The sequence below is a fragment of the Pseudomonas hamedanensis genome, assembly GCF_014268595.2.
GTDB lineage: Bacteria > Pseudomonadota > Gammaproteobacteria > Pseudomonadales > Pseudomonadaceae > Aquipseudomonas > Aquipseudomonas hamedanensis.
Genome location: NZ_CP077091.1, coordinates 5,122,484 through 5,136,241, shown reverse-complemented (window position 1 = coordinate 5,136,241; position 13,758 = coordinate 5,122,484). Strand labels below are relative to the sequence as shown.

Genomic DNA, 13,758 nt, shown 5'->3' with positions numbered 1-13,758 from the left:
ACCCCTACACTTCGTTGTGTGTTCTACGGCTTTTCGGTGCGCTTGGTCGGCGCACCGTTTTTTTTGTGCTGAGAAAAGTGCCGGTACATGTTGCGATACATAGTTAACGCACACGGGCTTTTTCCCAAGGTTAACCTGCGTTCATCTTATGGAAGAGAGAACGCCTCATGGACGACCTTCAGTCTCTGACCCTTACGCCACACTCCCTTTATCAACCGCAACGGTCAGCCCCTGGCGGGCCCGATTGGCGCTCAGCCGAAGCCGAGGTGCGCAACATCAGCCGAGGCGTCGAAGGCCTGCCACTGATCCTGCGGCTGTCGCTGGTCGATGCCATGACCGGCGAACCGGTTAACCGCGCGCTGGTGCGTATTCAGCAGGCAATCGATACCGACGTCTATCTGCGCGGCAGTCAATCGACCGATAGCCACGGCGTCGTCCGTTTCACCACTGTCTATCCGGATCGTCTGATAGCGGGCACTTCCTGCCTTACCCTGAACGTGTACATTCCAGGCGACGAAGCGGGCGCGCGAGCCGATCATGAGGCGTGGGCCGGAACCTTGCACCTGCCCGGCCGCTGCGGCTGTGAGCCCCGCGCCGATGACGCTTTGCAACTGATGTTGCAGCCGATTGCCGGCGAGAACTTCGAGGACGGCGCCTTCGCTTGGCAGACGCTCGGCATCGATACCTTTGCCGTGTCGTCGCAGCTCGGCCTCGAAGGCTACGAAAAAAACGTCGGTGCGCCGTTTTAGCGCAGCTGGTTCAGCGCCCGCACCAGCAGTTCCATCTCGGCTGCCGTGGTGGTCAGCCCCGGTGTGATACGAATGCTCGGCCCGCTCGCGGCGCCGTGACGCACCACGGTGAACAGGTTGTATTCGTTAAGCAGGCGCTCGGCCATCGCTTGCTGATCGTCGTGCCGGGTGAAACGCAGCGAGGTGATGCCGCAGTACAACCGTGGATCGTCGGGCGTCATCACCTCGATGCCTGGCAGGTGCCGCACCGCGCTGACCCATAGATTGCGCAGATAGTTGAGCCGCGCACCTTTGGCCGGGGCGCCGCCGAGGGAACGATGCTCTTCGAGTACCAGCGGCAACGTCATCAATGCGGGAATGTTCGGCGTGCTGTACGAGGTCCGTGCACGGATATCGTTGCTCGGGAAGTGCGTTTCGCCCATGTCCGGGTCGATGTCGGCCAGACGCTGCGGCGCGATGTAGACAAAGCCCAGGGTCAGCGGTGCGCCGATCCATTTGTGCAGGTTGTATCCGGCGAACGCGATGCCCAGTGCCTCCAGATTGAACTCGACCTGGCCGAGCGCGTGGGCACCGTCGAGGATGATGTCGACGCCATATTCCTTGGCGAGCGCGGCGATGGCTGCCACTGGCATCACCAGGCCTGTGCGGTGCGTGACGTGCGTCAGGGCCATCAGCTTGAGTTTCGGGTGAGCGATAAACGCCGCGCGGTAGGTCGCCAGCAGGCTGTCGAAACTGGCCGGATGCGTGTGGTCGATCTCGATGACCTCGGCGCCGCGCTGCCGGGCCAGCCAGCGCATTGCGCCTTTGACCGTGTCGTATTCGAGATCGCAGATCAGCACCTGATCGCCCGGTTGCAGGCGGTTGTAATTGCGGATCAGCGATTGCAGGCCTTCGGTGGCGTTGCGGGTGAACGCCACGCACTGCGCCTGCACGCTGAGCAGCTCGGCCAGTTGTGTGCGAATGTCGAGGCTGTCCTGTTGCTCGAAACGCTGGCGCACATACACCGAGTTGCTGGTGTTGATCAGCTCGATGTTGCGGTGGTACTCCTCGATCACCGTGCGCGACATGCGCCCGAAGTAGCCGTTCTCCAGGTTCACGGGGCCGGGTTGTGCATCGTAACGGTCGGCGAACGTCATCCAGAACGCTTCGTCACGGGCGCGGCGGGTGTTATCGGGCATGGTCGGTCAGCTCTGAAAGAGGAGGGCGCTTCAATGACGCGGAGCGGGTTTGCCGTGTTTGGCGCGCAGCGGTTCAAGCAGGTCCGACAGGCCGTTGTGGTCGATCTCCTGCATCAATGCCAACAGACCGCCAAGTTCGCCATGGGGAAAGCCTTCGCGGGCGAACCAGTTCAGATAGGGTCCCGGCAGGTCGGCAATGATCCGCCCCTTGTATTTGCCGAAGGGCATTTCGCGGGTGATCAGCAATTCGAGTTTTTCGGGATTCATCGTGTTTTCGTCTGGCTTTAAAACAAACTGGAAAATACAGGCATTCTGCATGCAGGCCAAATGACAGATCATGCAAATAACAGGAATACAGATTTTTGCTCTATATGTAACGTATTGAAATTAAAGGGTTTAATCTGATAAGCGAAGCTGGCACGCACACTGCAATATCCCTTGCATCTTCAACCAACCGCAAGGAATTGGAAAATGACTGACGTAAACAAAGAATCCATCTCGGTACTCAATGACCTGATCGAAACCTGCAAGGACGGCCAGGAAGGGTTCAAGACTTGCGCCGAAGACATCAAACACCCTGAACTGAAAACCCTGTTTGTGCAGCGCTCCGCCGACTGCGCTACCGCTGCTGCAGAACTGCAGGCTCAGGTGCGCTCGCTGGGTGGCGATCCGGAAACTTCGACCAGCGTCAGCGGCGACCTGCACCGTCGCTGGGTCGACGTCAAAGCGATGTTCACCGGCAAGGACGAAGAGGCCGTTCTGAACGAAGCCGAGCGCGGTGAAGACCATGCACTGAAGGCTTATCGCGAAGCCATCGAGAAAATCAACAAGCACAACCTGGTGGGTATCAAGGATCTGGTTGAGCGTCAGTACCACGGCGTACAACGCAACCACGATCAAGTGAAAGCCCTGCGTAACCAGGCGCGTGCCAACTCGTAAGCGCCACTGAAACAAAATGTGGGAGCGGGCTTGCTCGCGAAGAGGCAGTGTCAGCAACGTCATCGTTGCATGACACACCGCATTCGCGAGCAAGCCCGCTCCCACATTCGTTATATGTAGACTCGATAATCAGCCAATACTGATCGCGGGCAGCGTCGGCAACGTCACCGTCTGCTGCTTGCGCGGCGCCAGAATCTCCGCCTCGCCATCCACCACCAGTTCATCACGCTGGTTGAACACGCGAGTGGCAATGCGCACGCGAAACTTTGGCAGCTTCTCAAGAATTTCCAGGCGCACCGTCAGCGTGTCGCCAATCTTCACCGGCTTCTGAAAGCTCATCTGCTGACCGATATAGATAGTCCCCGGTCCAGGCAATTCGCAGGCAACGGCGGCGCTGATCAGCGCACCGCTGAACATGCCGTGGGCGATGCGCTCCTTGAACATGCTGGCGGCGGCGAACTCGGCGTCCAGGTGCACCGGGTTGTGGTCGCCCGACATGGCCGCGAACAACTGAATGTCGCGCTCCTCGACGGTCTTGCTGTAGCTGGCGGTCTGGCCGACTTCGAGGGCTTCGTAAGGGATGTTGGTAACCTGGGTCATCGGTCTCGATTCCTGTGACGGATTGAATCAATCCATAAAAAGTTATTCGCTGCGATGGCGGCGCGGATGGCTCAGGGCCTGGTCGATCCAGGCCAGCACATCGGCGCTGACTTCATCGCGATTGGTTTCGTTGAACAATTCGTGCCGGGCCTGCGGGTAGATCTTCAGGTGCAGGTACTGGCTGCCCGCCGCGCGCAGGGCATTGGCCAGATCAGTCAGACGCTTGCCCTCGCTCACCGGATCACATTCGCCGCCAATCACCAGCAGCGGCAGGCCCGGATCGATCTGGGCGAGATTGGACGCTTTGCTGATTTGCTGCAACCCGCCGAGCAGGTCGATCCACAGCTGATTGGTGCAGCGAAAGCCGCATAAAGGATCGCTGGCGTAGCGGTCGACTTCCAGCGGATCGCGGCTGAGCCAGTCGAAGCGGGTGCGCACCGGTTTGAATTGATGGTTGAACGAGCCGAACGACAGCCACTCGATCAGCGCACTGCGGCCCTTGCCGCCCTGACGCAGCTTTTCCAGGCGCGCGATCTGGCGGGCGGCGCGATACAGGGCGACCGGCTGGAAATTGGAACCACTGAGTATCGCCCCCTGCAGGCTGGCGCTGTGATGCAGCAAATAGCCTTGAGCGAGGTAGCTGCCCATGCTGTGGCCGAGCAGGATAATCGGCACGCCGGGGTGTTGCTGGCCGATGTGCTGGTTGAGGCTGGCGAGGTCGCCGAGCACTTTGCGCCAGCCGTCGTCATCGGCGAAGTGGCCGAGGGTGCCGTTGTCGGCGGTTCGGCCATGTCCGCGCAGATCCGGGGCGTACACACCGTAGTCTTTGTCGCAAAACGTGTCGGCGAGTCTGGCGTAGCGAGCGCTGTGTTCGGCCATGCCATGGGCTACCAGAATCACCGCTTTCAACGGCGCGCCCGGCAGCCAGCGATTGACGTACAGGCGGCTGCGGTCACTCGCGTCCAGCCATAGGGTGTCGTGGATCATGGCGATTCCTTTGCTCAGAGTCGGCACATGTATAGCGCGTCTGATCAGCCCACGCCACGGCAGGAAGATTCACACGGTCAATGACGGCTTTACCCATATTTGCCTGATTGGCCATAACTGCTAGTGTCCGTGAAGCTCCGCTTTTTGCTTTCCCGCTCAATGGATGAGCGAGAAATGACAGAAACGCGGCCCGGATCGGCTCAGGTAAAGAGGACAAGAACAATGCAACCTGATTTCTGGAACGACAAACGCCCGGCCGGCGTACCGCTGGACATCGACATGGGTGAGTTCAAGTCGGTGATCGAGGTGTTCGAGCGTTCCTGCAAAAAATTCGCCGATCGCCCGGCGTTCAGCAACATGGGCATCACCCTGACTTACGCCGAACTCGAACGTCAGAGCGCCGCGTTCGCCGGCTATCTGCAAGCGCATACCGATCTGGTGCCGGGGGATCGCATCGCGGTGCAGATGCCTAACGTCCTGCATTATCCGATTGCGGTGTTCGGCGCTTTGCGTGCCGGGCTGATCGTGGTCAATACCAATCCGCTGTACACCGCGCGCGAGATGCGTCACCAGTTCAAGGACTCCGGCGCGCGGGCGCTGGTGTACCTGAACGTGTTCGGGCAGAAAGTCCAGGAAGTGCTGCCCGACACGGACATCCAGTACCTGATCGAAGCGAAGATGGGCGATCTGATGCCCACTGCCAAGGGCTGGCTGGTCAACACCGTGGTCAGCAAAGTGAAAAAAATGGTCCCGGCGTATTCGCTGCCGCAGGCGACCTCGTTCAAGAGCGCGCTGCGTCTGGGCCGGGGCTTGGGTATCAAGCCGTTGAGCGTCGGCCTCGACGACATTGCCGTGCTGCAATACACCGGCGGCACCACGGGCCTGGCCAAGGGCGCGATGCTCACCCATGGCAATCTGGTGGCGAACATGCAGCAGGTGCGCGCCTGCCTGGCACAGCTCGGGCCGGATGGTCAGCCGCTGCTGCGCGAAGGGCAGGAAGTGATGGTCGCGCCGCTGCCGCTGTACCACATCTATGCCTTCACCGCGAATTGCATGTGCATGATGGTCTCGGGCAATCACAACGTGCTGATCACCAATCCGCGCGATATCGCCGGCTTCATCAAGGAACTGAAAAACTGGCGGTTCTCGGCGTTGCTCGGCTTGAACACCTTGTTTGTGGCGCTGATGGACCATCCGGATTTCAAGACCCTGGATTTCTCCAGCCTGAAACTCACCAACTCCGGCGGCACCGCGCTGGTCAAGGCCACCGCCGAGCGTTGGGAGCAAATCACCGGGTGTCGCATCACCGAAGGTTACGGCCTGACCGAAACCTCGCCGGTGGCCTGCACCAACCCGTACGGCGACCAGTCGCGCCTGGGCACGGTGGGCCTGCCGGTGCCGGGCACCTTGCTCAAAGTCATCAATGATGACGGCGCCGAGCTGCCCCTGGGCGAGCGCGGCGAGTTGTGCATCAAAGGCCCGCAGATCATGAAGGGCTATTGGAACAAACCTGAAGCCACTGCCGAAGTGCTGGATGCCGAGGGCTGGTTCAAGTCGGGCGACATTGCTGTGATCGACCCGGACGGTTTCGTGCGCATCGTCGACCGCAAGAAAGACATGATCATTGTCTCGGGCTTCAATGTGTACCCCAACGAAATCGAAGACGTGGTCATGGCTCACCCGAAAGTCGCCAACTGTGCGGTGATCGGCGTGCCGGACGAACGTTCGGGCGAGGCCGTGAAGCTGTTCGTGGTGGCGCGGGAGTCCGGGGTCAGCCTTGAAGAACTGAAGGCCTACTGCAAAGAGAATTTCACCGCCTACAAGGTGCCCAAACACATTGTCTTGCGTGAGTCTTTGCCGATGACGCCTGTAGGGAAAATTCTGCGGCGTGAGTTGCGGGATATCGCCTAAGCGGTGAATGGCCGCGCGTTGCGCGGATCGCGAGCAGGCTCACTCCTACAAGGGAGCTGTGTACTCCCTGTAGGAGTGAGCCTGCTCGCGATTCTTTGTTTGGTGCCCATGAAAACCGGGGCTTTCACAGGTTTATAGGATTTTTGCTCTAAAATGACTGCTGGCAAGTCTTGAGTCATCAATATGACTGTAGGGCCCACGTTTGGCTCTAGTCGACCCTTGGCAAAGCTGCTACTCTCGGCGCGCTTTGTGACTTCTCGGCCTCTGTAAAGCCAGATTCACCAATACAAAACACACACCAATAATAATCGCATCAAATGCGGTGAAGAATTCGCGTTGCTGAGGAGTGGGCTTCCATGATCGAAGACTTTTGGAAGGATAAATACCCGGCTGGAATTGCTGCCGACATCAATCCAGACGAGTATCCGAACATTCAGGCAGTGTTGAAGCAATCCTGCCAACGCTTCGCCGACAAACCGGCTTTCAGCAACCTGGGCAAGACAATCACCTACGGTGAACTGTACGAATTGTCCGGTGCGTTTGCCGCCTATCTGCAACAGCATACCGACTTGCAGCCCGGCGATCGAATCGCCGTGCAACTGCCCAACGTCCTGCAGTACCCGGTCGCGGTTTTCGGTGCCATTCGCGCCGGGCTGATCGTGGTCAACACCAACCCGCTGTACACCGCGCGGGAGATGGAACACCAATTCAACGATTCCGGTGCCAAAGCGCTCGTCTGCCTGGCCAACATGGCGCACCTGGCGCAAGCCGTGGTGCCGAAAACCGGGGTCAAGCACGTCATCGTCACTGAAGTTGCCGACCTGCTGCCACCGCTCAAGCGCCTGCTGATCAACAGCGTCATCAAGTACGTGAAGAAGATGGTGCCGGCCTATCACCTGCCGAACGCCATCAAGTTCAACGATGTGCTGAGCAAGGGGCACGGCCAGCCAGTAGCGGAAGCCAACCCGGACAGCGGCGATGTCGCCGTGCTGCAATACACCGGCGGCACCACAGGCGTGGCCAAGGGCGCGATGCTGACCCATCGCAATCTCGTCGCCAACATGCTGCAGTGCAAGGCGCTGATGGGCTCCAACCTCAACGAAGGCTGCGAGATCCTGATCACGCCGCTGCCGCTGTACCACATCTATGCGTTCACCTTTCACTGCATGGCGATGATGCTGATCGGCAACCACAACATCCTGATCAGCAATCCGCGCGACCTGTCGGCGATGGTCAAGGAACTGTCGAAGTGGAAGTTCAGCGGTTTTGTCGGCCTCAACACCTTGTTTGTGGCCCTGTGCAACAACGAAGCCTTCCGCAAGCTGGACTTCTCGGCGCTGAAAGTCACCCTGTCCGGCGGCATGGCCCTGCAACTGGCGGCAGCCGAGCGCTGGAAAACCGTGACCGGCTGCGCCATCTGTGAAGGCTACGGCATGACCGAAACCAGTCCGGTGGCCACGGTCAACCCGATCCAGCACATCCAGATCGGCACCATCGGCATTCCGGTGCCGTCGACCCTGTGCAAAGTCATCGACGACGCCGGTGTCGAGCAGCCGCTGGGCGAAATCGGCGAACTGTGCGTCAAGGGCCCGCAAGTGATGAAGGGCTACTGGCAGCGTCAGGAAGCCACCGACGAGATGCTCGACAGCGAGGGCTGGTTGAAGACCGGCGACATCGCGCTGATCCAGCCGGACGGCTACATGCGCATCGTCGATCGCAAGAAAGACATGATTCTGGTCTCCGGCTTCAACGTGTACCCGAATGAACTGGAAGACGTGTTGGCGACCCTGCCAGGCGTGTTGCAGTGCGCGGCCATCGGCGTGCCGGACGAGAAATCGGGCGAGGCAATCAAGATTTTCATTGTCGCCAAACCGGGCGTGACCCTGACCAAAGAGCAGGTCATGGACCACATGCGCGCCAACGTCACTGGTTACAAAGTGCCGCGTTCGGTGGAGTTTCGCGATGCGCTGCCGACCACCAACGTCGGCAAGATCCTGCGTCGTGAGCTGCGCGATGAAGAGCTGAAGAAACTCAAGGCCAAGAGCGCCGCTTAAACACGAAGCCCCGCAGATGCGGGGCTTTTTGTTGGTGAGTTGATCGTTCCCACGCTCCGCGGGGGAATGCCGCCCCGGACGCTCCGCGTCCAGCACTGCAGGGACGCAGAGCGTCCCGAGATGCGTTCCCACGCGGAGCGTGGGAACGATCAGTCCTACTGACGAAACGGCGCAAAATTCACGTTGGTTCCCGCCGGGCGCATGTCCTGCAGGTACGAATCCTTGTCCGCGCTCAATTCCAGGCTCAAGGCGGCCTTGCGCTTGCCTTCATTGCGAATTACCAGCCCTTCGAGCTTTTCGCGCAGGAACACCGTCGGCACTTTCAGGTGCAGCAGTTCGTCGGTGGCTGGCGTGTGCATCAGCAGGTGGATCCACTCGTACTGCCCGATGGCCAGGCGCGACACCGGCAGGTCGAACCACCAGATATTGCGGTTACGGTTCAGTTCGGCGAAGTGGCAATTGTTGCTGCCGAGCACGGCGCCGCCCAGTTCCTGGTTGCGACGGGCGATGGCCTGCTTTTTATCGAGTTTCATAACATTCCTGCGGATCGGTTCCTGGGGCGCAACGCCCGTATGGAGCGCATTCTCGGGGCAACGCACGCAAACATAAAGCGCAACCTGCACACGACGACGAAATGCCCGGAAAATAATTGAAACTTGGCGCAAAGCGTACCGGTCAACCGTTACGTACTGACTTTTCTTCCCTTATGCGTCACGGAGAAACACCATGAGTAGCACAGGCGATAAAGTAAAAGGCATGGCCAACGAAGCCGTCGGCAACATCAAACAAGGCGTCGGCAAAGCTACTGACAACGACCGGCTCCACGCGGAAGGCAAAGTCCAAGAGAAAAAAGGCGAAGCCCAGCAAGCCGTTGGCAATGCCAAGGACGCGGTCAAGAAAGGCGTCGACAAGGCGTAATCGAGCCTTGAACGAATCACCCGAGCGGCCATCCAAGGATGGCCGTTTTTGTATCAGAACCCTGCGGTCATCCGCCAAAGGATCGCCAAGTAGGCTACCTTGAGGTAAAAAACGGCCCCTGAGTCGCCACGACTTCAACCTTTTGCGGCGCAAGGAGACGCGAATGATATTTCCGGACATGAAAGGTCTGCCCCTGCACCGGGTGATGGTGCGCACGGTCACCGAGTTTATCGACGACGAGATGTCGACCTATGCCTCGGCACTGGCCTACCAGATGCTGTTCTCGCTGTTCCCGTTCATTCTGTTTCTGATCGCCCTGATCGGTTTTCTGCACCTGCCGGACTTCTTCTCTTGGTTGCGCCTGCAATCGGAGCTGGTCCTGCCGCCGCAAGCGCTGGAGCAGGTCAACCCGGTGATTGACCAATTGCAGCAATCCAAGGGCGGCCTGCTTTCAATCGGTATCGTTATCGCTCTGTACACCGCATCGGCCGGCGTGCGCCTGATGATGAGCGCAATGAACGCAGCCTACGACGTGGTCGAAGGTCGTCCGGTGTGGAAGCGTTTCCCATTGTCCATCGTCTACACCGTCGGCATTGCCGGCATGCTGTTGATCGCCGCCGCGCTGATGGTGCTCGGGCCGCAGGTGATGGGCTGGATTGCGGCGCAGGTCGGGCTGGAAGAAGTCATTGTTACCATCTGGACGATTGCGCGCTGGCCGGTGATCGTGATTCTGATGATGGTGGCCGTGGCGCTGATCTACTACGTGATGCCCGACGTCAGACAGGAATTCCGTTTTATCACGCCAGGTTCGGTGCTGGCCGTGGTGGTGTGGATCATCGCCTCGCTGGGCTTTGCCTTTTACGTAAAAACCTTCGCCAACTACAACGCGATGTATGGCAGCATCGGTGCGATTATCGTGCTCTTGCTGTATTTCTACATTTCCGCGGCGGTGTTGCTGCTGGGCGCGGAAATGAATGCGGTCATCGAACACATGTCCGCCGAAGGCAAGGACAAGGGCGACAAAACCCCCGATGAAACGCCCAAACAACACGTCTCGGGCCTGGGCCGCGATCATTCGCTCAAGCCGGACACTGACGAAGCCCGACCATGATCCGTGAAATTCTTAAAATGGGCGACGAGCGCCTGCTGCGCATCGCCCCACCCGTGCCGGCCGAAATGTTTGACAGCCCAGAGCTGTGGCAACTGATCGATGACATGTTCCAGACCATGGAAAGCGTCGGCGGCGTTGGCCTGGCCGCGCCGCAGATCGGCGTTGACCTGCAACTGGTGATCTTCGGCTTCGAGCACAGCGAACGTTACCCGGACGCCGAAGCGGTGCCGCAGACGATCCTGATCAACCCGCTGATCACGCCGCTGAGCCCGTTCACCGAAGAGGGCTTTGAAGGGTGCCTGTCGGTGCCGGGCCTGCGCGGCGCGGTGGATCGTTATCAACAGATTCGCTACGAAGGCTTCGATCCGAAAGGCGAGCCGATTGTGCGCGTGGCCGCAGGCTTTCATGCGCGGGTGGTGCAGCATGAATGCGATCACCTGATTGGCCGGCTGTATCCGTCGCGGATTACCGATTTCAGCAAGTTCGGCTTTACCGAAGTGATGTTTCCCGACCTGGATCCTGCGGCTGACGACTAGCTCGAATCCACCATAATTCCCCTGTAGGAGTGAGCCTGCTCGCGATAGCGGTCTGTCAGTGACAAATTCGGTGACTGATACACCGCTATCGCGAGCAGGCTCACTCCTACAGGGGGAATTGGGTCAGATCGAAGGGTGCAGGCCCATCGCAATCATCGGCTTGCTCCGCGCATACCGGCTCAGCCGCTCCGCCATCGCCTGGGGCAGGGCCGGGTCGAACGTGAACCCGCGCCGCTCATAAAACCCGCGTAGATCCGGATGGCAAAACAGCCACACCGGCTCGCTCACGTCTTTTATCGCGGCGCCAATCAACTGTGCGGCAATTCCTTGCTTCCGCCATTCCGGATCGACAAACAACCCCGTCAGCCAATGCCCGTCCGCTACCGGCCGCAAACACAACGCCGCCACAATGTCGCCGCGCCGCGCCACCCACAACTGCGCCTCGCGTACGGCTTTCATCGAGGACTGGTGGCTGCGGTAGAATTTGTTCATCAGCGGCCACAACGATTCGTCGAGTTGGCTGTAGTGGATGTCGGGCATGGTTTCGCTATCGGTTCGAAAAGTGCCGATTATAAAAGAACGCGCGCCTGCGGATAGGTGTATACCTGACCTCACATCCCCTGTGAGTGGAGCACACATCATGTCCAAAGGTATGGATTCAAAGAAAGCCGCGAAGAAGAAACCGGCCAAGACCGCCATTAAAAAACGCGCGGAAAAGAAAGCCAAGAAAGTCGACATCTTCGGCCACTGATCACCGCTACCGAAAGCCCGGTTCACGGGCTTTCACACCGTCCGAAAAATAAACTGCAAGATTCAGCCGCGTCGTTGCACAGAAGGGGACTACTCCCGTTCCGAGCAACGCCATGGCTTTTTATTTCGATGCCGAGCATCGCCAGCAAATCGAATCCCTGCGCCGACGCTTTACCGCCCGTACTGAATGGCCGACCTGGCTGTTGCTGATCGCTGTTTATGCAGGCTGGTTCGCCATTGTCCTCAACAGCGCTTGGCTGGGTCGCGGTTGGAGTACGTTGCTGCTGATCCCGCTGCTGGTGCTGTGGTTGTCACTGCAGCATGAGCTGCTCCACGGCCATCCGACCCGTTGGCCGATCGTCAATAAAGTCCTCGGCTACGCACCCTTTGCCGTGTGGTATCCCTACACGCTGTATCGCGACAGCCACTTGCTGCATCACCGCGATGAAGATTTGACTGTGCCGGGTGTCGATCCGGAAAGCCGTTACTTGAAGTCCGCCGACTGGCAGGGCAGTTCTTTGTTCGAGCGCGGTATGCATTGGCTGAACAAAACCGTACTCGGCCGGTGTGTGATTGGCGCACCGCTGGCGTTGACCGCGTTGGCGCGTGAGGAGCTACAGCGCTTGAAAAACGCTGAATGCCAAGCGTGGCTGATGTGGCTGACCCACGGCTTCGCGACCCTGCTGATGCTGTGGTTCGTTGCCCGGTACAGCGTCCTGCCGGTGTGGCATTACCTGCTGCTGGTCAGCGTGCCGGCGCTGTCGATCGCGATGATCCGCTCCTACTTCGAGCACCGTCCCCATGCGCAGCCGGAGCAACGCACGGTGCTCAACGAAGCCGGGTGGCCATGGCGGTGGCTGTTTCTCAACCTGAATTTTCATCTGGTCCATCATGATTTGCCGGGGCTGGCCTGGTACGACTTGCCCAAGGTGTACTGGATGCGTCGCGAGCAGTGGGTGGCGCGCAGTGGCGGGTTTGTCGTGCGTGGGTATGGCGAGTTCTGGCGGCGCAATGGGCTGACGCCGATCGACAGTCCCGAGCATCCTTTTCACTGATCACAAGAACACCACTAACCCCTTGTAGGAGTGAGCCTGCTCGCGATAGCGGTAGTTCAGATAAATCAATGTGGACTGACACACCGCTATCGCGAGCAGGCTCACTCCTACATTGATAATTGTCGTCGGGAGAATATGCATGGCCCAACACCACGCCGAACTGCTGATGTACCCAGCCCCCGAGCCCATCCGCCTGGCCAACGAACTATGGCTTACGCGCATCCTTGAACACCTGGGCCACAGCCGTCTCGACGCGACCCATCTATCGCTGCCCGAGCTCTGGCGATCACCGCACCTGCTGCTCACGCAAACCTGCGGGTATCCGCTGATGACGGCGTTACGCGGCAAGGTCCGAATCATTGGCCGGCCACGCTATGAACTGCCCGACGCCAGCGCCGGCAACCATTGCAGCCTGATTCTTGGCCGCGCTGACGACCCGCGAAAACAGCTCGCGGACTTTCGCAACAGTCGCGCCGTGATCAACAGCGAGGACTCCAACAGCGGCATGAATCTGTTTCGTCAGCGCCTGGCGCCGTTGCATCGGCACGGGCAGTTCTTCGGGTCGGTCGGCATCAGCGGCGGTCACCGTGAAAGCTTGCGCTGGCTGCGCGAAAATCACGCCGATCTGGCTGCCATCGACAGCGTCACCTATGACTTTCTGGCCCGGCACGCCGCGCATGAAGTCGCCGGATTGAGTGTGGTCGCGCGCAGCGCTGTCAGTCCGGCGTTGCCGTTTATCACCGTTGCCAGCGCGACGGACGCTCAAGTCGAGGTGTTACGGCAGGTGATGAATCAGGCCTTGCGCGAACTGCCTGAGGTGGCGCAAACCTTGGGGCTGGCCGACGTGATGGCGGCCAGTGAGCGCGACTATCAGGTTTTGCTCGACTATCAGCAGGAGGCTGAAGTTCTGGGCTATGGGCGATTACGCTGAAGCACGGCGAGCTATATTTCTCTGTGGAATATAGGGATG

At 59.4% G+C, this 13,758-nt stretch carries 15 protein-coding genes; 9 read left to right on the top strand and 6 right to left on the bottom strand.

What is annotated here, in order from left to right:
• Positions 1-167 precede the first annotated feature (167 nt).
• A complete protein-coding gene (locus HU739_RS22470; RefSeq protein WP_186550623.1) occupies positions 168-749 on the top strand; it encodes a peptidase associated/transthyretin-like domain-containing protein in 582 nt (193 codons plus the stop codon).
• On the opposite strand, the gene HU739_RS22465 is transcribed toward HU739_RS22470, so the two are convergent.
• The gene (locus HU739_RS22465; RefSeq protein WP_186550625.1) at positions 746-1,927 is read right to left on the bottom strand and encodes an aminotransferase class V-fold PLP-dependent enzyme; all 1,182 of its coding nucleotides are present in this window, start codon (positions 1,925-1,927) and stop codon (positions 746-748) included. The genes HU739_RS22470 and HU739_RS22465 overlap by 4 nt on opposite strands.
• Before the next feature lie 30 nt (positions 1,928-1,957).
• Positions 1,958-2,194 carry a DUF3820 family protein gene (locus HU739_RS22460; RefSeq protein WP_003227425.1) on the bottom strand — a complete coding sequence of 79 codons (237 nt, stop codon included), beginning with the start codon at positions 2,192-2,194 and terminating at the stop codon, positions 1,958-1,960.
• Positions 2,195-2,398: 204 nt separating this feature from the next.
• On the opposite strand from HU739_RS22460, the gene HU739_RS22455 reads away from it, so the two are divergent.
• Entirely contained in the window at positions 2,399-2,866 is a 468-nt protein-coding gene (locus HU739_RS22455; protein ID WP_186550626.1) for a ferritin-like domain-containing protein, read from the top strand.
• A gap of 129 nt (positions 2,867-2,995) precedes the next feature.
• Here HU739_RS22455 and HU739_RS22450 read toward each other — a convergent pair whose 3' ends face one another.
• Complete coding sequence (locus tag HU739_RS22450; RefSeq protein WP_003227420.1) at positions 2,996-3,466, bottom strand: MaoC family dehydratase; 471 nt, start codon at positions 3,464-3,466, stop codon at positions 2,996-2,998.
• 42 nt (positions 3,467-3,508) lie between these two features.
• Positions 3,509-4,453 (bottom strand): alpha/beta hydrolase, encoded by a 945-nt coding sequence (locus HU739_RS22445; RefSeq protein WP_186550628.1) that lies wholly within the window; start codon positions 4,451-4,453, stop codon positions 3,509-3,511.
• A 222-nt stretch (positions 4,454-4,675) separates the two neighbouring features.
• Here HU739_RS22445 and fadD2 point away from each other — a divergent pair, with 222 nt between their 5' ends.
• Both fadD2 and fadD1 read left to right on the top strand, forming a co-directional pair.
• Positions 4,676-6,364 carry a long-chain-fatty-acid--CoA ligase FadD2 gene (gene fadD2, locus HU739_RS22440; protein ID WP_186550630.1) on the top strand — a complete coding sequence of 563 codons (1,689 nt, stop codon included), beginning with the start codon at positions 4,676-4,678 and terminating at the stop codon, positions 6,362-6,364.
• Positions 6,365-6,720: 356 nt separating this feature from the next.
• A complete protein-coding gene (gene fadD1 / locus HU739_RS22435; RefSeq protein WP_186550632.1) occupies positions 6,721-8,418 on the top strand; it encodes a long-chain-fatty-acid--CoA ligase FadD1 in 1,698 nt (565 codons plus the stop codon).
• A 155-nt stretch (positions 8,419-8,573) separates the two neighbouring features.
• Here the strand turns inward: fadD1 and HU739_RS22430 are convergent, their stop codons facing one another.
• A complete protein-coding gene (locus HU739_RS22430; RefSeq protein ID WP_119427887.1) occupies positions 8,574-8,951 on the bottom strand; it encodes a hypothetical protein in 378 nt (125 codons plus the stop codon).
• Positions 8,952-9,144: 193 nt separating this feature from the next.
• Here HU739_RS22430 and HU739_RS22425 point away from each other — a divergent pair, with 193 nt between their 5' ends.
• The 3 genes from HU739_RS22425 (at position 9,145) to def (ending at position 10,983) form a co-directional block, all read left to right on the top strand.
• Positions 9,145-9,336 carry a CsbD family protein gene (locus tag HU739_RS22425; RefSeq protein WP_186550634.1) on the top strand — a complete coding sequence of 64 codons (192 nt, stop codon included), beginning with the start codon at positions 9,145-9,147 and terminating at the stop codon, positions 9,334-9,336.
• Between the two features lie 163 nt (positions 9,337-9,499).
• Positions 9,500-10,447, top strand: coding sequence for a YihY/virulence factor BrkB family protein (locus tag HU739_RS22420; protein ID WP_186550636.1), 948 nt, complete (start codon positions 9,500-9,502; stop codon positions 10,445-10,447).
• Positions 10,444-10,983 carry a peptide deformylase gene (gene def / locus HU739_RS22415; protein ID WP_186550638.1) on the top strand — a complete coding sequence of 180 codons (540 nt, stop codon included), beginning with the start codon at positions 10,444-10,446 and terminating at the stop codon, positions 10,981-10,983. Before HU739_RS22420 ends, def begins: the two co-directional genes overlap by 4 nt.
• Before the next feature lie 123 nt (positions 10,984-11,106).
• Here def and HU739_RS22410 read toward each other — a convergent pair whose 3' ends face one another.
• Positions 11,107-11,523: a GNAT family N-acetyltransferase gene (locus HU739_RS22410; RefSeq protein ID WP_186550640.1), complete on the bottom strand. Its 417-nt coding sequence runs from the start codon at positions 11,521-11,523 to the stop codon at positions 11,107-11,109.
• A gap of 323 nt (positions 11,524-11,846) precedes the next feature.
• On the opposite strand from HU739_RS22410, the gene HU739_RS22405 reads away from it, so the two are divergent.
• Entirely contained in the window at positions 11,847-12,788 is a 942-nt protein-coding gene (locus tag HU739_RS22405; protein WP_186550642.1) for a fatty acid desaturase, read from the top strand.
• Between the two features lie 139 nt (positions 12,789-12,927).
• Positions 12,928-13,719: a phosphate/phosphite/phosphonate ABC transporter substrate-binding protein gene (locus HU739_RS22400; protein ID WP_186550644.1), complete on the top strand. Its 792-nt coding sequence runs from the start codon at positions 12,928-12,930 to the stop codon at positions 13,717-13,719.
• The last annotated feature ends 39 nt before the right edge of the window (positions 13,720-13,758 follow it).

Excerpts from the sequence above, each read along its gene's own strand:
- HU739_RS22405 (WP_186550642.1), top strand. The coding sequence starts at position 11,847 with ATGGCTTTTTATTTCGATGCCGAGCATCGCCAGCAAATCGAATCCCTG.
- HU739_RS22410 (WP_186550640.1), bottom strand. The coding sequence starts at position 11,523 with ATGCCCGACATCCACTACAGCCAACTCGACGAATCGTTGTGGCCGCTG.
- HU739_RS22465 (WP_186550625.1), bottom strand. The coding sequence starts at position 1,927 with ATGCCCGATAACACCCGCCGCGCCCGTGACGAAGCGTTCTGGATGACG.
- HU739_RS22430 (WP_119427887.1), bottom strand. The coding sequence starts at position 8,951 with ATGAAACTCGATAAAAAGCAGGCCATCGCCCGTCGCAACCAGGAACTG.
- HU739_RS22470 (WP_186550623.1), top strand. The coding sequence starts at position 168 with ATGGACGACCTTCAGTCTCTGACCCTTACGCCACACTCCCTTTATCAA.
- HU739_RS22420 (WP_186550636.1), top strand. The coding sequence starts at position 9,500 with ATGATATTTCCGGACATGAAAGGTCTGCCCCTGCACCGGGTGATGGTG.
- def (WP_186550638.1), top strand. The coding sequence starts at position 10,444 with ATGATCCGTGAAATTCTTAAAATGGGCGACGAGCGCCTGCTGCGCATC.
- HU739_RS22425 (WP_186550634.1), top strand. The coding sequence starts at position 9,145 with ATGAGTAGCACAGGCGATAAAGTAAAAGGCATGGCCAACGAAGCCGTC.
- HU739_RS22445 (WP_186550628.1), bottom strand. The coding sequence starts at position 4,453 with ATGATCCACGACACCCTATGGCTGGACGCGAGTGACCGCAGCCGCCTG.
- HU739_RS22400 (WP_186550644.1), top strand. The coding sequence starts at position 12,928 with ATGGCCCAACACCACGCCGAACTGCTGATGTACCCAGCCCCCGAGCCC.
- fadD2 (WP_186550630.1), top strand. The coding sequence starts at position 4,676 with ATGCAACCTGATTTCTGGAACGACAAACGCCCGGCCGGCGTACCGCTG.
- HU739_RS22450 (WP_003227420.1), bottom strand. The coding sequence starts at position 3,466 with ATGACCCAGGTTACCAACATCCCTTACGAAGCCCTCGAAGTCGGCCAG.
- HU739_RS22455 (WP_186550626.1), top strand. The coding sequence starts at position 2,399 with ATGACTGACGTAAACAAAGAATCCATCTCGGTACTCAATGACCTGATC.
- HU739_RS22460 (WP_003227425.1), bottom strand. The coding sequence starts at position 2,194 with ATGAATCCCGAAAAACTCGAATTGCTGATCACCCGCGAAATGCCCTTC.
- fadD1 (WP_186550632.1), top strand. The coding sequence starts at position 6,721 with ATGATCGAAGACTTTTGGAAGGATAAATACCCGGCTGGAATTGCTGCC.